This window comes from Micromonospora sp. NPDC049102, from assembly GCF_043197485.1.
Taxonomy (GTDB): Bacteria; Actinomycetota; Actinomycetes; order Mycobacteriales; family Micromonosporaceae; genus Micromonospora.
The window spans coordinates 1-16,081 of the sequence record NZ_JBICTE010000027.1 but is presented as its reverse complement, the minus strand read 5'-3'; the positions used below and the strand labels follow the sequence as shown (position 1 = coordinate 16,081).

Annotated in this window: 10 protein-coding genes and 1 pseudogene; 4 read left to right on the top strand and 7 right to left on the bottom strand. The window is 67.4% G+C overall.

Features of this window, described 5'->3' with window-relative positions:
- The first annotated feature begins 47 nt into the window (after window positions 1-47).
- A complete protein-coding gene (locus ACGFH9_RS22930) occupies window positions 48-2,846 on the top strand; it encodes a CHAT domain-containing protein (RefSeq protein ID WP_393222632.1) in 2,799 nt (932 codons plus the stop codon).
- A 15-nt stretch (window positions 2,847-2,861) separates the two neighbouring features.
- Here ACGFH9_RS22930 and ACGFH9_RS22925 read toward each other — a convergent pair whose 3' ends face one another.
- Window positions 2,862-3,974, bottom strand: a complete 1,113-nt coding sequence (locus tag ACGFH9_RS22925; RefSeq protein WP_393222630.1) for a tetratricopeptide repeat protein — start codon at window positions 3,972-3,974, stop codon at window positions 2,862-2,864.
- A gap of 217 nt (window positions 3,975-4,191) precedes the next feature.
- Complete coding sequence (locus ACGFH9_RS22920; RefSeq protein ID WP_393222627.1) at window positions 4,192-5,364, bottom strand: helix-turn-helix domain-containing protein; 1,173 nt, start codon at window positions 5,362-5,364, stop codon at window positions 4,192-4,194.
- Between the two features lie 346 nt (window positions 5,365-5,710).
- On the opposite strand from ACGFH9_RS22920, the gene ACGFH9_RS22915 reads away from it, so the two are divergent.
- Window positions 5,711-7,066: a hypothetical protein gene (locus ACGFH9_RS22915; RefSeq protein ID WP_393222624.1), complete on the top strand. Its 1,356-nt coding sequence runs from the start codon at window positions 5,711-5,713 to the stop codon at window positions 7,064-7,066.
- Between the two features lie 40 nt (window positions 7,067-7,106).
- Window positions 7,107-7,595 (top strand): NUDIX domain-containing protein, encoded by a 489-nt coding sequence (locus tag ACGFH9_RS22910; protein WP_393222622.1) that lies wholly within the window; start codon window positions 7,107-7,109, stop codon window positions 7,593-7,595.
- An 825-nt stretch (window positions 7,596-8,420) separates the two neighbouring features.
- Here the strand turns inward: ACGFH9_RS22910 and ACGFH9_RS22905 are convergent.
- From ACGFH9_RS22905 to ACGFH9_RS22890, 4 genes and pseudogenes are all read right to left on the bottom strand, one after another.
- Window positions 8,421-8,813 carry a hypothetical protein gene (locus tag ACGFH9_RS22905; protein WP_393222619.1) on the bottom strand — a complete coding sequence of 131 codons (393 nt, stop codon included), beginning with the start codon at window positions 8,811-8,813 and terminating at the stop codon, window positions 8,421-8,423.
- Between the two features lie 235 nt (window positions 8,814-9,048).
- A pseudogene (locus ACGFH9_RS22900) lies at window positions 9,049-9,177 on the bottom strand (XRE family transcriptional regulator); the annotation flags it as partial.
- Entirely contained in the window at window positions 9,164-9,325 is a 162-nt protein-coding gene (locus ACGFH9_RS22895) for a hypothetical protein (RefSeq protein WP_393222616.1), read from the bottom strand. The gene ACGFH9_RS22895 and the pseudogene ACGFH9_RS22900, both read right to left, overlap by 14 nt.
- Window positions 9,326-9,429: 104 nt before the next feature.
- Entirely contained in the window at window positions 9,430-10,572 is a 1,143-nt protein-coding gene (locus tag ACGFH9_RS22890; protein ID WP_393222614.1) for a multiprotein-bridging factor 1 family protein, read from the bottom strand.
- A gap of 783 nt (window positions 10,573-11,355) precedes the next feature.
- On the opposite strand from ACGFH9_RS22890, the gene ACGFH9_RS22885 reads away from it, so the two are divergent.
- Window positions 11,356-11,661, top strand: a complete 306-nt coding sequence (locus ACGFH9_RS22885; protein WP_393222786.1) for a transposase family protein — start codon at window positions 11,356-11,358, stop codon at window positions 11,659-11,661.
- Here the strand turns inward: ACGFH9_RS22885 and ACGFH9_RS22880 are convergent.
- Entirely contained in the window at window positions 11,612-15,784 is a 4,173-nt protein-coding gene (locus ACGFH9_RS22880; RefSeq protein WP_393222611.1) for a hypothetical protein, read from the bottom strand. The two genes, ACGFH9_RS22885 and ACGFH9_RS22880, sit on opposite strands and share 50 nt — an antisense overlap.
- Window positions 15,785-16,081: the final 297 nt, after the last annotated feature.

The window sequence follows — 16,081 nt, the reverse complement described above, 5'->3', positions numbered from 1 at the left end:
GCGCACGGCTGGCAGGCTGGGGGCAACCGCGACGGGAAGGTGTGCCGGTGGGTGGCTACGCAAGGGACGCCGTCAACGACTGGCGCCGGGTCGCGGCGGGGCAGCGGCGTGGCGACCGGCGCTGGGCCGAGGCCCAGGTGGAGCTGGGGGCCGCGCTGCTCGACCGCTACCACGCGGACCAGGCACGACAGGACCTGATCGAGGCCACCGTCGTGCTGGAGGCCGCGATCCGCACCATGGCCGACTCCTTTCTGGCCGACGAGTTGGGTACGACGCACGGTGTCCGCGCGCTGGTCACGTACACCGATGTGCTGCTGGCCAGAGCCCGGATCGAGAGTGAGCCGCAGCTCCTGGACATCGCCGAGCAGTATCTGCAGTTCGCCCAGGACGCCTCGGCCGACCTGGGCAACAGCGCGGTGCTGATGCTCAAGACGTGCCAGGTCTATCGGGTCCGGCACGACTTCGACGGCTCGGTCGACACGCTCTACCGGCTCACGGCCATCGCCAAGATGGCCGAGAACTGGATCAGCGAGGAGCACCGGCCCGCGTTGCGGGGCATCCACGCCGAGGCGCTGTTACGCGCCTACCAGCTCACCGGTGTGGAGGACTACGTCGACGAGGCGTTGGACCTGCTGTCCTCGGTGGACATCCCTGGGCCCAACCGGGACCAGATCGTCATGCTGCGAGCCCGGTGCCTGCTGGCCAGGGCGGCCGGGACCACCCACACCGCCGATGTCGAACGGGCCGTCGCGGTGCTGCGGGACCACACCTCACAGAGCATCGACGCGCGTTTCCTGCTCGGACAGACGCTGCTCACCCTTGTCGACCGCACCGGCCGTGCCGAACTGCTCGGCCAGGCCTGGGAGGAGTTCGCCGGCGCGCTGGGCACCGTCGGAGAGCGGCATCCGCACCATCGGATGGCGCTCGCCAGCCTCTCCACCGTCGGCATGAAGACGCACCAGTTGACGGGCGACGTCTCCGCCCTGGAGATCGCGATAGGCCTGCTGCGCCGGGCGCTCGCGCTGTCCGTACGCGGCGAGGCCAACCACGCGTTGTACCTGGACCAGTTGGGTTACAGCCTGCGGTTGCTCTATGACGCCACCGGGGAGCCCGCCTACCTCCAGGAGTCGCTCGTCCTGCTGCGGGAGGCGCTGGAGTCCCTGCCCGCGCGCGATCCGCAGCGTGTCGAGACCGGGTTGTCCATCGCCCAGGCGTTGCGGGCGACCTACCTGCGTACCGGTGAGCCCGCCCTCCTGACCGAGGCCGCCGAACGGGCGCTCGCCGCCGGCCGCATCGAGTCCGGCGCCGTGCCGGTCCGGATCCAAGCCTTCGACAAGGCGGCCTACACGCTGACCACGTTGGGCCGGTGGGAGGAGGCGACGGATGCCTTCGACGAGGCCATCACGCTGCTGCCCCGGTTGGCCTCCCGAGGGCGTACCCGGCACGACCAGTACGCCGACCTCGGCTCGACGGCCGGGCTGGCGGCGACTGCCGCTTCCTGCGCGATCGGCGCGGGGCAGCCGGAGCGGGCCGTGGAGCTGCTGGAGTGTGGCCGGGGCCTGCTGCTGCACCAACGGTTGACGGCGGACGGCGAGTGGGCGGCGCTCCAACGCGCCGACGGGCGACTGGCGGCCGACTTCCAACGGATGCGCCGGGACTTCGAAGCGCCCGCCCCCGAATCGTCCCGGCCCACCACCTTCGGCCGGGACCGGGAGACCGAGTGGAACGTGCTGCTGACGACGATCCGGGAGCTGCCCGGCCTGGGCGACTTCCTGCGCACTCCCAGCGCCCGGCAACTGCTCGACCAGGTTGACGGGACAGTAATCGTGCCGATCGCGAGCGAGTTGCGCTGCGACGCGCTGATCCTGCGGGAGCACCGCGTCACGGTGCTGCCGCTGCCGGATCTGTCGCTGACCGACGCCATGACGCAGCTGCGGCTGCTCCAGGAGGCCACCACCACGGCGTCCGACCCGATGACGGACGCGCGGAGCCGGCTGCGCGCCCAGTCGGTACTCCGGGGCGTACTCGAATGGTTGTGGTCTGCCCTTGTCGGGCCGGTGCTGGACGCGATCGGCGCGCCGGAGGCGGGCGGCGAGTTGCCGCGCGTCTGGTGGTGCCCGGTCGGTCCGCTGGCGTTCTTTCCGCTGCACGCCGCGCAGGCCGAGGCCGGCCGGTCCGCCCTCGACGGGGTGGTCTCCTCCTACACCCCGACGGTGACCGCGCTCGCCCGCAGGCGCACCGCGCCGCGGCAGCCCCGGCGCGATGCCCGGTCCTGCGTGGTGGCGATGCGGGCCACCCCCGGCGGCCCGGGCGCGCTGCCCAGCGCCGAACGTGAGGCCGCGTCGGCGGCGCGGGCGCTACCCGGAGCGTGGACCGGGCTGGACGCGACGGCCACCCGGGAACAGGTCCTGGACCGGTTGGTCGACTCGGCCTACGCGCACTTCGCCTGCCATGCCGTGGCCGACCCGCACGACGCGGCGCAGGGCCGGCTGCTCCTGCACGACCACCAGGACAGCCCACTCACCGTGGCCGACGTGTCCCGGCTCGACCTCGACGCGGAGTTCGCCTTCCTGTCGGCCTGCGCGACCGCCCAGGCCCCGCCGACCCTCGTCGACGAGGCGCTGCACATCACCGGCGCTTTCCAACTCGCCGGGTTCCGGCACGTCATCGGCACCCTGTGGGAGGTCGACGACGCGGTCTCCCTCGCCCTGACCGACGCCTTCTACGAGCACGACGACGCGACCCGATCGGCCGCGTACGCGCTGCACTCGGCGGTGCGCCGGCTGCGGGACCGCTACCCCCTCGCGCCGACGCTGTGGGCGGCGCACATCCACACCGGCGGCTGACGCGGCCCGCCGGTGTCAGCGGGTGCGCCGGACCAGCGCCCGGGCCCTCTCCGTGTCGGGGTGACCCGGGCCGTGCACGCGTTCGCACCCGGCCAGCGCGGCGCGCGCCACACCGCCCGCCCGCCGGTCACCCGCCTCGATGAGCAGTTGGGCGAAGAGCGTGCACATCTCCAGGGTTCCGGGATGGTCGACACCCCGGCCCCGCTCACTGTCCGGCAGCGTGTCGGCCAGCAACCGGATCGCCTCAGCCTGCCGCCCCGCCCCGGCGAGCGCTCTGGCCAGCGAGTGCCGAGCATGCAGCGACACACCGTCGGTGGTGCTGAGCACACGCCGGGCGTCGTCGGCGAGCGCCCGGGCCGGGTCGACCGCCTCGGCCGCCCGGCCGGAGTCGAGCAGGACGACCAGCAGATTGCTGCGGGCCTGCATCGTCACCGGGCTGGTGGGGCCCAACGTCCTGGTCATCCGCCGGACCACGTCCCGCAGGGCCCGCTCGGCCTGCTGGCTGTTGCCCTGTAGGTGTTGCAGGCCGGCCAGTTTCATCTGGCAGGCCAGGGTGTCCGCGTCGTCCCTGCCCAGCGTCCGCGCCATACCGTCGGCGACCCGCCGCAGCAGCGGTTCGGCCTCGTCCATCCGACGCAGCTCGATCAGCAACCAGCCGAGGTTGTTGCCGCTGCGCAACGTCTCGGCGTCGGCGTCGCCGAGCACCCGGCGGCGCGCCTCGTAGACGTCCCGCTGCACCCGTTCCGCCTCGGCGTGCGAGCCGAGCTGCCACAGCGCGAAGGCCAGGCTGTGTTTGGTGCGCAGGGTGTCGGGATGCTCCGGCCCCAGCGCCGAGCTGCGCAGCCCGACGACCTCCTGATACACGGTCACGGCATCGCCGATGTCGTTGGTGCGCATCAACTCCTGCGCGTAGCGGTACCCCGCCTCCAACGTCCGCGGGTCGGACGCGCCGTACTGCTCGTGGAAGGCGTGGTACTGCAACCCGAAGGCCGTGGGACCGCCGATCGTCTGCCTCACCGGTGGACGACCGCCGCCGCTGACGGTGATCTCGATGACCGGGCCGGTCGGTTTGGGCTCGCGCGGTGGCTCGTCGTCGCGTTTACGGCTGCGGTTGAACCATCTGCCCACTGCGTGCACCTCCGGCGGTGTCGACGACCTCACGGCCCGTCCATTCAGGAGAACACGTGCGCGGGCGGTTCGCCGACCGCCAAGGTTCGCGCAACTTCCCGGATTTTGCTGATTCCTGGGCCGGGGATGCCGCAACATCCCTGGCACTGCGAGGAAGCGACGGACCACACTCACGGTCGGGGTGGCAGCGCGAAGGTCTACAGCCGCCGCGTCAGCTTCACCGGGTCAGGCCGACCAGCGTCGCCAGTCGCGCCACGCCGGCCGGCGCCGGCCGCGCCCGCGCACAATCGGCGATGAGGGTACGCGCCAGAGGCCGCCCCCGAACCTCGGCCGGCGCGACACTGTCCGCGTCGACCAGCGCCCGCGCCGCCCCGCGCAGGTCCCCGGCGTACACGCAGACCCGCGCGACGTCGAGCAGGTACGCGCCCCGATACTCGGCCGGCAGCCACCGCCAGCCCTCGCGCCGCACCACGATCGAGTGTCGCCGTAGCGCCTCCACCGAGTTGTCCCGCGCGGCGGCCAGCAGCACCCGTACCAGCTCGACGGCGACCGGGCCGAAGCTGGTGCGATGCTGATCGTCGTACCCCCGAAGGTTCGCGGCGACGCCTGCGGCCCGGTCGGCCATCTCGTTGGCGCGGCGGTGCTCGCCGCAGCCGGCGGCGGCCAGAGCGGCCTGCACCAGCAACGTCCCACCCACGGCCCACTCCCCCGCCGACCGCTGCGGCCGGACACGGTTCGTGGCGGCGAGGGACGCGGCCAGGGCCAGAGGTTCGCGGCCGGCAGCGCGGAGCGCCTGGCTGACCGAGATGGCCGCCGTCGACCCGAGCGCCGGGTCGTCGGCGGCGGCGCTCATCGCCCGGTCGGCGGCCAACCAGGCAAGATCGGCCTCGCCGAGCTTGACCAGCAGCGACGAGGTAATCCGGTACGCCTGCACCAGCAGCTCGGCCGACCGCGCGCCCTGCGCGGCGTCGAGCAGACCGGGCACCAGGCGCACCAACTGCGCGTAGTGCGCATGCTGGTAGGACAACCAGGCGTGCCCGACCTGCCGTCGCAACTCGTCCGTCTGCGGTGGAGCCTGCGGGACGTCGTAGCGGGCGAGCACGGCCCGGATGTCGTCCACCCCGTCCGGCGTGCCCCCCGGAGTGCTGCGCGGCTGGCCGAGCAGCGCCTCCGGCTCCACCCGCAGGACGTGGGCCACCTCCTGGATCACCGAGTACCGATCCAGGGGGCGGACGCCCCGCTCGATCTTGTCGACCCAGCTCTTCGACCTGCGCAGCCGGTCAGCCAGCACCTGCTGGGTCATCTGCCGCCGTACCCGCCAGCTCGCCACCCGTCGCCCGATAGGGATGTCATCGCTGGCCACGCCGCCACCGCCGGTCCGGGACCGCACGGGTCGTGTCCTCCACGGGTACGCGTTCCGCCTCGGCCTGAGCGAGAATGCGCTGCTTGGCAGCCTCCCGCTCGGCAGCTTCAGCCTGCTCACCCCGGCTCGTCGACCCGTCGCCTGGCATCTCCACCTCCGTCTACCAGGGCGCGACAGTCAGCCTCTGTCGCCGCCCCGAGAACTCCCTGCGACCAGGGAAGCCGTCCGCCAACTGGCGGGCCAGATGGCGAACGATGTGCTCGGTTGCGCTGGTCAGGACGCGGCTTGCGCGGGGTTGCGCGGGTCCCCATAGGACGTCGCCAAGCCATAGGCTCATCACTGTTGGTAGTTGTGTGATGGCTGGAGGTTGAACGTGGCGCGACCAGTGAGCAATGCAGCATTCGAAGGGCTGCTGGCTGCCGCTGGTTATGGGAATGCGCACGCCGCATTCGCACGCCAGCTCAACTACGCCGGCAGAGAGCAAGGTGCCTGGCGGTACGACGCGGCCAGCGTCTACTGGTGGCTGCGCGGTCGAACGCCCGGGGAGAACGTTCAAGCCGCCATGACCGAAACCCTCACTCGCAAGCTCGGACGTCCCATCTCCGCGTCAGAGCTGGGCTTCGGCGCTCTCGCCAACGCGCAAAGATGCGTCTACCCCGCTTCCGTCGATGCGGCGATAGATGCCACCGAGCAGATCTGGACGACGCTGGCCAAGCACCTCGGCCGGCCGGCAGACGGGACCTTCGACAGCGGCAAAGCCCTACAGGCGGCACTCGGTTGGCGGTATGACCTACCCGACGAGACGGTCAGTCGGCAGGGCAGGCAGCAGGTGACGTCAACAGATGTTCAATCGCTGTACGCGCTGGCGGACCACTTCACCGACCTGGACCGACGTCACGGCAGCGGCTCTCCGCATACCCGTGCCGTCATGGCCGATCTTCTTGTTCGCCAGGTCGGGCCGATGTTGCGGGGGGCCTACACCGATGCGGTCGGACGCGACCTCATGCGCGCGGCGGCAACGCTCGCCGGTCAACTCGCCTTCATGTCCTACGACGCGGGCGAACACGCCATGGCGCAACATCACGTGACCCTCGGTCTGCGGCTTGCGAAGGCTGGTGACGACCGCCTCTACGGCGCTCACCTGCTGGCGAACCTTGCCACTCAGGCCGTGTTCCTGGGTCACGCTCGGGAAGCTGCTCGGCTCGCCGAAGCTGCCATTGACGGGGCTGGCCGTGCCCCCGCCACCGTCCTGGCACGGCTATACGCCACTGTCGCCACTGCCTACGGACAGGCAGGCGAGCGGCGGGCCTGCCAACTCGCCCTCAACAAGGCTGAGCGCTCTCTCGGCCAAACGGGTACCGATCCTGGCCCGCGCTGGGTCGGCTACTTCACGCCGGCCCACCTGGCCGGGGCCGCCCTGAGATGCCTAGGCGACCTGCGCCTGTACCCGCAGGCCCTGCGGCACGCGCCCGACGCGCTTGCCCTCGGCAGCCAGAACACGCGAACACGCGCCCTGCACACTGCCCTCGTCGCTTTGACTCATGCACGCGCTGGCGAGACCGATGCGGCGTGTGACTGGAGCCGGACGCTGGTGCAGCACGTTGCGAGCGTCCAGTCGGTGCGTCTTCGTCAGCGCCTCCGCGAACTCACTAGCAATCTCCGCCCGCAGTCATCGCCCCAGGTCAACGAAGTCCTGCATGCCCTGACGGCCGCGTCCCCAGTCACGTAGAGCGAGAGCGCACTTGGGCATGTCCGCTAGCGTTACCGAGGTGACCTGGACGGAGCCCGCCACCTGGTACGCGAACCTGGCTTCCTTCTACGCTGCCGCTGCGGCGTTTATCACCGACCCGGCCGGTAACGTGCTGCTCGTCAAACCTACGTACCGCGACCAATGGGCCTTTCCCGGCGGCTACGTAGACGAGGGCGAGTACCCGCACGACGCCTGCGCCCGCGAGATTCGAGAAGAGCTGGGCGTCATGCTGCCGGTGGGCGCTCTGCTCGTAGTCGACTGGGCACCGCCCGCCGGGCCGCGCCCTCGTTCGATCGTCAGTTTCACGTTTGACTGCGGGTCCGTTGCTGGCCTTGACGGCTTTAAACTGCCGGGAGGTGAGTTGGAGGATATCGCCTTCCTCTCGTGCCACGAGGCTGAGCACCGCCTCCCTAGCAACGTCGCCGTCCGCGTTGGTGCGGCAATGCACGCCCGTGACCGACGCGCTCCGACCTACCTTGCAGACGGCCTGACCCGCCCTCTCCACTGATGGCCCGGGGTAACCATTTAGCTGCTGGCCTCCAGCGCCACCCAGAAGTCGTCAAGGTATTCGACCCGAGCGCCGGGTCGTCGGCGGCGGCGCCCATCGCCCGGTCGGCGGCCAACCAGGCAAGATCGGCCTCGCCGAGCTTGACCAGCAGCGACGAGGTAATCCGGTACGCCTGCACCAGCAGCTCGGCCGACCGCGCGCCCTGCGCGGCGTCCCTGGCCCCAATGGTGTCCGGCTTCATCACCATGCCTACGCCCACCCCCAGGTAGAGGACCAGGACAGCAGCCAAGTGATACCGCTAAATGCCCCGAGAGGCGTCGCAGGCTCATCTCCACTTGGCCCAACTCAATCGTCAGAGTTGGCTAGGGTTTGCCGGATGACCTGAACGAGCCAGCCGAGTGCCTCGTACTGGTGCCCGCACGGCCCCCGAATCCGCCGATGACCGGCATCCGATCATCACCACGGAGGGTTGCTCGTCGTCGTTCGCAGGCAATACACCACGCGCCTCGACAAACGCTGTCAATTGAATGAGAAATCGCTCGAGCGCTGCTCCGCTTGATGGTTCAGCGCGCTCGACCCTGGTGCCGGCCTTGTCAGCAGTCGGTCCAACTCGCTGGGCGCAGTCGAGAATCGGTGGTGGAGCCCACGACGAGGCCGTTGTCGGCGATTGCCCACGACACTCATAGCGACGCAGAACCTCGATGACGGTGATCCCGGGAAGGACCACCTTCATACGGGGTTCTGCGGGCAACGTATCCGGGCGCGTCCGGGCCGCTGATCGAGCCAGCTACTCCAAGCCACCACTCGGAAAGGCCCAGTGGAGGATCAGCAGGGGGTCAGCTGCCAAGTCACCTTCGTCACGTTGACCGGTATATACAGGTCGCCCCCGGTCCCGCCGGCAGGAGCGCAGTTCTTGAAGGGAATCGACGAGCCGAGAGTGAACCCGGATATTACGGCGTCGCGGCCTGTGCCGTTGTAGAAGTTGAATCCCTGGATGCTGCCGGTCCACTCGCTGCTGGTCGTCAGAGACGGCGTCTCCACGGGACCCTGCGGCGGGTGATTCCAGTTAGGCCAGATGCAGAGCATGCCCTGCGGGCAGTTCCCGGACCCCCAGCCTTGTACCGACACTCCAGGTGCTGCCGCCGAGGCGGCGGGGGCGGTGGCCAGCGCGCCTGCGACGGACGCGGTGATGGCGATGGCGATGGATTTCAACAGCACGGTTCACCCACTCTTTGATCGATGCATGTCGTTGTGCATTTAAACTACCGGCGGAAAATTGACAGGTCAAGCACCTGAAACGACGTAGTCCGGGCGGGTCACTCGGAAGCTGACGTCCACCTGAGTCTGATGACGATTGAGGTAGTTTCAGAGTGGTATCTGTCGAATGGCACCACGGCCTGCCCGCATCCGATCACCGCCCACGGTGGAGCCGACCGTGCTCTCACCCGACGGCGCCCGGCTCGTTTTTGTCCACCCAGCTCTTCGACCCGCGCAACCGGTCGGCAAGCATCTGCTGCGTCATCGACCGCCGCACTCGCCAGCCGGCCACCCGTCGTCCGATGGGGAGGTCATCGCTGCTCACGCCGCCACCGCCGGTCCGGGACCGCGCGGGTCGTGTCGTCCACGGGTACGCGCTCGGCCTCGGCCTGAGCAAGAATGCGCTGCTTGGCAGCCTCCTGCTCGGCAGCTTCAGCCTGTTCACCCTTACTCGACTGCTCGTCGCCTCGCATGCCCACCTCCATCAACCAGTGGGCACGGCATCAGACATTTAACGCCGTCACCCACAGTCATCGTCGATGCAACATTCGGTGCCGTACCAGGTGAAACGCGTCCGTTATGGCGTAGCGGACAGGCGAAGGTGGTGGACCGTCTCGGCCACTTCACGAGCGAGTTCCCGGGAGGCTGCGGCAAGGGCGATGGCGTCTGCTGCCGCGAGGGTTTCGCGAGCCGCCGCCGCGTCCCCGGCCTGCGCCTGCGCAACGGCGAGGTGCACCAGGTCGCGGCCGTGCCACTCCGCGCCGCTGGCCTCCTCACTGACGCCCGCGACGCCAGCCGTCAGCAGTTCCAGCGCGCGATCGTTCGCGCGACTGTCGGTGGCACCGAGATACCGCAGGACACTCCCCTGTTGCACCGCGAAGAACGATGGCGTGTACCAGTAGCCCCACGGCGACAGCGGTTCCTCGGCCGCCTGAGCTTGGAGATCCGATGCCTCCGACAGGCGGGTGAGTACATCGGCGCTGGTCGCTCCGGCCATGGCCAGCCCTCTGGCCTCCTGGCCTGAGGAGTAGGCGCGCAGAGCCGCGTTCACCGCCTGGTCCCGACGTGACTCCTGGGACAGCTCGATCATGGCCGGGAGGTCGTGCCGCAACTCCGCTTGGTGCCCCTGAAAGGACAGGACGGTCGCGATCAGATCCGTGTTATCGGCCTCGGTGGCCCAATGCAGGGCTCTCGCGTTCCACATCGTGGCCGCGCGCTCCTCACCACGGGCAGTGCACAGCCAGCCCGCGAACTGCGCCCACTGTGCCGCGACGTCGACAAGACACGGGCGTACATCGGGGGGCGCGTCCCTCAACAGGCTCGTCACGGTTTCGAGATGAGCGCGGACCGGCCCCACAATCGACCCCGAACCGATGGCATCCTCCAACCTGCGGTAGCCAGCGAGCAGCCCAACGAGTGCCGCTGCGGTAGCCCGATCGACCCGACGCGGGTGTGCCACCGTGTACGCCAAGCGGCCGTCGCCGTCGGGTGCGTCGATGACGAGACCCGCCAGTGCGCCGCGCGCCTTCAGCGCCTCGTCAAGTCGAGCTGCCACGGCGACGGTCGGCTTCGTCTGTCCGGCTTCTAACTGGTGTATCAGGCTCTTGCCGTGCATGACGGCGGCGGCGAGCTGCCGGAGGGACAGGCCCCCCGCCTCGCGAAGTCGCCGCAGCTCAACTGCGAAACGAGGGTCGACGATTGTAGTTGCACGTGGGGGCATCGCTTCACTCCTACCTCGCGGCGGCGGCGATGGCTATAGGCAATCCTGTGTCATCGACGGTACGCCAGCCCGCTGATACTACCTTGAGAGCAAGTACTTCGATATGCAACGTTTCTTCCAGAGAAAGGTTGCAGAAAACGCTTCTTCCTATGGCCACGCGGGGAGCAAGCGATTCTTGAGCGCCTAAAGGCGGAGCCGACGCTTAAATCTCTGAGAGAAGTTACGGCTGATGACCGCCCGCACGGGCGGAACTCCTCACAAGAGACCAAGAATCTGCTTATGCTTAATGAGCTACTTGAACGCCAAACGAGGTGCGCAATCTGCGGAGCGCGCCTGCCCCGTAATTCCGTATCTTTCGATCATCGCCTGAAGAAGCAGGACGGGGGAGATGGCTCACCGGAGAACGGGCAGTTAACCCACCCCTATTGAGGTGATCTCAGCAAGGTTCGGTGGCTGAGTGGGGATGACATGGGCGTAACGTTCATACCGGACGGTGTTGGATATGGATGTGGAGCCATCGGTAGACAGGTTCTTGCGACAGAATCCAGTCTCCGAGAGGGCTCCACGTGATCGCCTATTCTGCCAGGCTCGACGTGCCCAGGGAACTCGTTCAGCACGTGGCGCGGCTGATTCGTGCCGAGCGTCGGGCGGTGGGCACCCTCCCGGGATCCCGGGCGCTGACGTGCTTCTACCAGGCGATCCTGGTGTTGGTGTGGTTCGGCAAGGGCGAGGACAAGACCACCCTCGGGGCCCGACTCCGGCTACGAAGGCGCTGGCCAGGGCATCCACACCCCACACAAGCAACCCGCCGCCGGCCGCCGGCTCGCCGTCGACAACCGCGCCTACAACGCCGTCCTCCGATCCATGCGGTGCCTCGGAGAACGCGGCTTCGCGATCCTCGTCGGCCGCTGGCGGACCCTGCGTCACCGCACAGCCAGCCCACGGCAGGTCGGCGATGTCGTCCGCGCCGCTCTCCACCTCACCCATTTCGAATACCGATACCTACCGGATTCTTGTGGAGATCACGTCAATTATCTCGTCAGTGGGGATCGTTTTGGTGGGGTCCGCAGTTGTAGATCGCGGCGCTGATGTTGGTGAGTTGGTCGGTTTTGTCGGGGTGTTGGGTGTGGAGGGCGGCGATGGCGTCGACCCAGTTGTAGCGTGCGGTGGTGTTGAGGTCGGCGGTGTGGTTGTGGATGTATCGCAGGGCGTGGTCTTCGCCGTGGGTGAACAGGATGTTGACTGCTGTCATGGCGGCTTCGGCGCTGCTGGTGGGGTGTCCGGTGTCGTGGATGAGTGTGACGCGTTCGTGGACAGGGATGTCGCGGGCGGCCTGGCTGAGCAGGATCTGGTGGCGTTGCGTGGTGTTCTCTGGTGGTGCGGTTTGGTAGGCCAGGAACACGGGGGTGTGTTCGGGGGTGTCGAGGAGATTGAGCAGTGGTCTGGTGCTGCTGAACCAGTGATCGTTGTCGTTGGTGGTGATGATGGTGTCGAGTTCGGCGCGTACCTGTGAGGTGTGTAGGTGGGCGCGGTATTCGTGCAGGAGGCTGATTTTGTCTTTCGCTTTGGGGGTGAGTAGGAGTTTCGCGAGCGCGGGTGTCACCGGCTCTGGGATGGGCAGGGCCCCGATCGTGCGGGTGAGCAGGTCTTGGGTGAAATTCTTGGTCGCGTCTGTGGTGGTGCCGGCGGTGGTGGTGGTTCGCCAGATGGTGTCCAGGTTCGCGCGGGGCGTGGTGGATGTGCTGGCGTGGGTGGTGCTGCCGGCGGCGAGGTGCAGGATGTCGAAACTGTAGGCGGCTGCGATCTGCTTGAGTGGTTCCGTGACGGGGTCGGTGGTGATGACCAGGGTGGACTGCTGTTTCAACGTGAATTGCTGCACCAGACGCCGCAGCGCCCGCAGATCCTCGTCGCGTCTGTGTTCCTCGGGCGCGCGACTCAGCATGATCACCGGAGCCTGCGGGTTGGCCTCGAGCACTGTGTCGCCCGCGGCCGCTAGCCATTTTCCCGCCGTCGAATCCTGGGACAGGGGACCCACCCAGTACAAGCCGGGCTGACCGTCGCGCTGAGTGACACCAGGCGGCAGGACAACCGGCTCCTGCACCGCGACCGGTGGCATACCCGAGCCCGACGCCTGCGCCCACACCGGCAGCGAGCGCCCCACACCCGCGGTCTCCTGCGTCGCGGCGGACACCGACCCTACCTCGGCCGGCGCACCCTCCAGACGCACAAGAAAAGTCTTGTCGCCCCGGGTGTCTGTGTGCAGTCCACGCTCACGCAGACGCTCACCGATCGTCCCCCCCGGATCCACAAGACCCTCTTGGACGAGAGTGTCCATCCGCTTGCCGAGATTGACGCGGATACTCCCTCCCGGGAGCGTGATCTTAACCATTTGTCCAGGGATCTTTTTCGCTCTTTGTTTGGGGTCACCTTCAACCCAGAGGTCATAAGCGGCGAAAAGATCCTCGACACCCGCCGCCTTCTCGGCTGTGGAGACAAGCATGCCCTTGTCGCGAGGGAGGTACATCTTGGAGCCATCGCGCTCGGGCTTGAAATCGTTATCCTCCAGGACTTTGAACAGCCCCTCATGGAACACGAGCCCCTCGACTCGCCAACGGGCAAACATTTGACCGACTTTGTGTTCTTTCCCCGCCTCGTTCAACACCGTTTCACTCTTGGTAGGAACCTTGCCCGCGTTTTCGCCGTTCCCCACCCAAAGCTCGACCGCCTCGATCCTCTCCTTAAAAGCCTGTTCCTTTTGGGGCGATAGCTTCCCGGTGTTTCGCTTCGGCGCTCCGGGCACCTTGAAACCGTCAAATCCCCTACCGGTTCGGTGGATGAGCACGAAGCCGCTCATCTCTTGCAGCATCCGGGCGATCTCGCCACTTGGATCAGGATGCCCTCGTGTTTTCATATTGTGCATTATTTGGCCGAAATAAACCTGTTCGCCAGGCTTGTTCGGAATGTCCAGCTTCAGCGTAGCCAGGGGCATCTTCGAGATATTGACTAGTTCGCCTTCCTCGTTCATCTCGGTGACCCACTCGAAGTAGGCGGCCCGGAAATCTGTCGTCTCATCGTCGGTCATTCTCCGAAAGCCGACGATGTGCATACGCCCCTTACCGTCGTTGGAGACCTCGAATCCGGCATCTCGCAGAGCTTGCCTAACCACCGGCTCGTCGCGATATAGTCCAATTTTAGTCAGAGTGTGAAGAATCCTTCCGATGGAGTATTTCTGTCCGTTGATATTCACTTTCTCCGATATAGGGGGGATTGCGTTTTGGTGGTTGGTGGGGTCTATCGCCACCCATTGTTTGATGACGTTAGCGCGTTCCTCCGCGGTGGATTTTCGTTTCTCGTCGGTTGCTTGGGCGGGTTGTTGTTGCCTGGAGTCGTGGTCCTCGTCATGCTCGGAGTGGCTGTCGGGGAGGAAGTCGTGGTCCTCGTCACCGTCGAAGAGGGAGTCGTGGTCCTCGTTGTCGTGGGTGGGGAGGTGGTGGGTGGGGGGTTGGTGTTCGAACATGCTCATGGGGCCGGTGATGTTCGGTGTGTCGGTGCGGTGGTGCGTGGTGGTCTCGGGTGCGGTGCTGGTGCTCGCGGTCGCCGTGGGTGGGTTCGCCGTGAGCTGCGCCCACCTGGGGTCGTCCCACGCCCCGGTGGTGTCGGCGCTGGTCCAGGTGGTGTCGGTGGAAGGCGTTGCCCACTGTCCGGAGAGCAGGTTCTGTCCTGGCCATGGCGTGTGGGTCATCTGGTAGGGGTCGCTCTGGCCGCTCTGCTGCCAGGACGGTTCCGCCATCATCGGGTCCAGATTCATCATCATCGGGTCCGGCGTGGTGATCATCGGGTCGAATGATCCGTGGGGTGCGGCGATGCCCGTCAGTAGGTCGGTCATGGTGGTGTCGAGGGTGTTTGTCGCCGTGGTGGACCACTGACTCTCGATGAAACCGGTGACCGCGTCGAGATTAAGGAGCGTGTTCGTGAAGTAAGCGGCGTCCAGGACTTGCTCCCGCATGCTCTGATGCGCGAGCACGGTCTCGAGAGTGTCCAATTTTAAGTACACCACGTACATGCCTCGGTCCAGGGCCCACTGCATCTGCTGCTCGCCGGCGAAGGCGAAGTTCACCAGAGCCGGTGAGTCCGGAGACGCGGCAAAGTCCTGCATCACCATCCGATCGAGGTGCTGCGGCGAGTACCCGAACGGCGCGTCATACACCATCCACGGATGGCCTACCTGACCGCGGTGAGAGCGCCTACTGATCGCAGGGACCTCGGCCAGCGGCGCCGACCAGGCCGGGGTGGGCATCATGCCCGCCCGAGGCGTGAGCGCCGGATCCACAAGCGCGTCCACCCCCGCCGGACCCACCACCGGATCACCCACGAACACCCGCCCACCCGCACCGACGCTCAACAACCCACCCGAGGCCTGCACGGGCACCAGAATCGACCGCCCCAACCCCCCACCATCGCGCCCCCGAGGATCGAACCGCACCACCCGACCCGCGACATCGCGCACCTGCGTCTGCACCAACCACCACGCATCCTCATGCGAACGGTGCACCACCACCACATGCTGCGGCACCACCACATCACGCACCCACACCACCGTCGAATGCCCCACCGCCAACCGCGCCACATCTTGCATCGACGCCGCCGCGAACACCCCACCCAAACGCGCCGCCACCGCCGCCACCGACCCCCACCCCGCCCCCGACCCCTGAGCATCCGCGGCAGCACCACCCACACCCAACGCCGTCAACACCCAACCCGCCCGCACCACACAATCCCCATCCCCACCCCACACCGGGAAACCCCGCACCGCATCCACCAACACCCGCGGCACCTCCCCCTCACCACCACGCGAACCCACCCCAACAGCGGCCCGCAACACCTGCGCCATATGCCCACCCTCCACCACAAACTCCCGCGGCAACACCACCTGCCCACCACCAGGAAACGCCACCACCCGCTCCCCCCACACATCCCCCAACCCACCACCCGACACCAACACCGGCACACCAAACTCACGCCCACGACCCAACGCCACCCCCAACGCCACCCCCAACCCACCACCAGAAACCGGCACATACACCAACCGCTCCCGCACCCCCACCCACTGCTCCCCCAACACCCCACCCACCACCGACGAATCCACCGCCTCATCCACAAAAACCTGATGCACACCCCCCACCCGCGGCGCATCCACCACCACCCCCGGCACCCCCGCACCCCCCACACCCACCCACAACCCAGCCCGCACCCACCCCAACCCAAACTCCACACACCCCACACCAACACCCATCACAACCACACCCCCAACAACCAACCCAACCAACCCAACCAACCCAACCAACCCAACGTCCCGCACGCACGACCTACTATCCCGCACCGGGTTTGATGGAGACATTGTTCCGCCCCGGGTTTGAGCTACCCGCTTTGATGGAGCTTCGTAGTCATGGTCTGATGGCCATGGGGAGGAAGTTTCTGTGGCGGCACCGAAGAAGTACCCCGATGAGTT